Here is a 207-nt window from a genome sequence, read left to right as displayed (position 1 = left end):
ACACATAGATCAGCAGGAGCTGTAAAGGATACTGTTGGCAGATCGAACACTTCTACAGTATCAGAAGCAGTATCAGTGCATCCATTTGCATTGGTAAAGCTATAGGTAATATTTTGATTTCCTGTTCCTGCAGTAATAGGATTAAAGGAATAAGTAGTTCCATTGCCATCATCAGTTACTCCATTTCCAGAATATGTTCCTCCACTC

1 protein-coding gene is annotated in these 207 nt (G+C 39.1%); it reads right to left on the bottom strand.

The window, feature by feature from the left end; all coding sequences use genetic code 11:
- Positions 1-207: hypothetical protein (locus Q1A73_RS24560; RefSeq protein ID WP_299611484.1), on the bottom strand; the 207-nt coding region annotated here is incomplete at both ends.

It is taken from the genome of uncultured Aquimarina sp. (genome assembly GCF_947492115.1).
Classification (GTDB): domain Bacteria; phylum Bacteroidota; class Bacteroidia; order Flavobacteriales; family Flavobacteriaceae; genus Aquimarina.
Note: the sequence above shows the minus strand (reverse complement) of the source record. Positions and strands in the feature narration are given on the sequence as shown.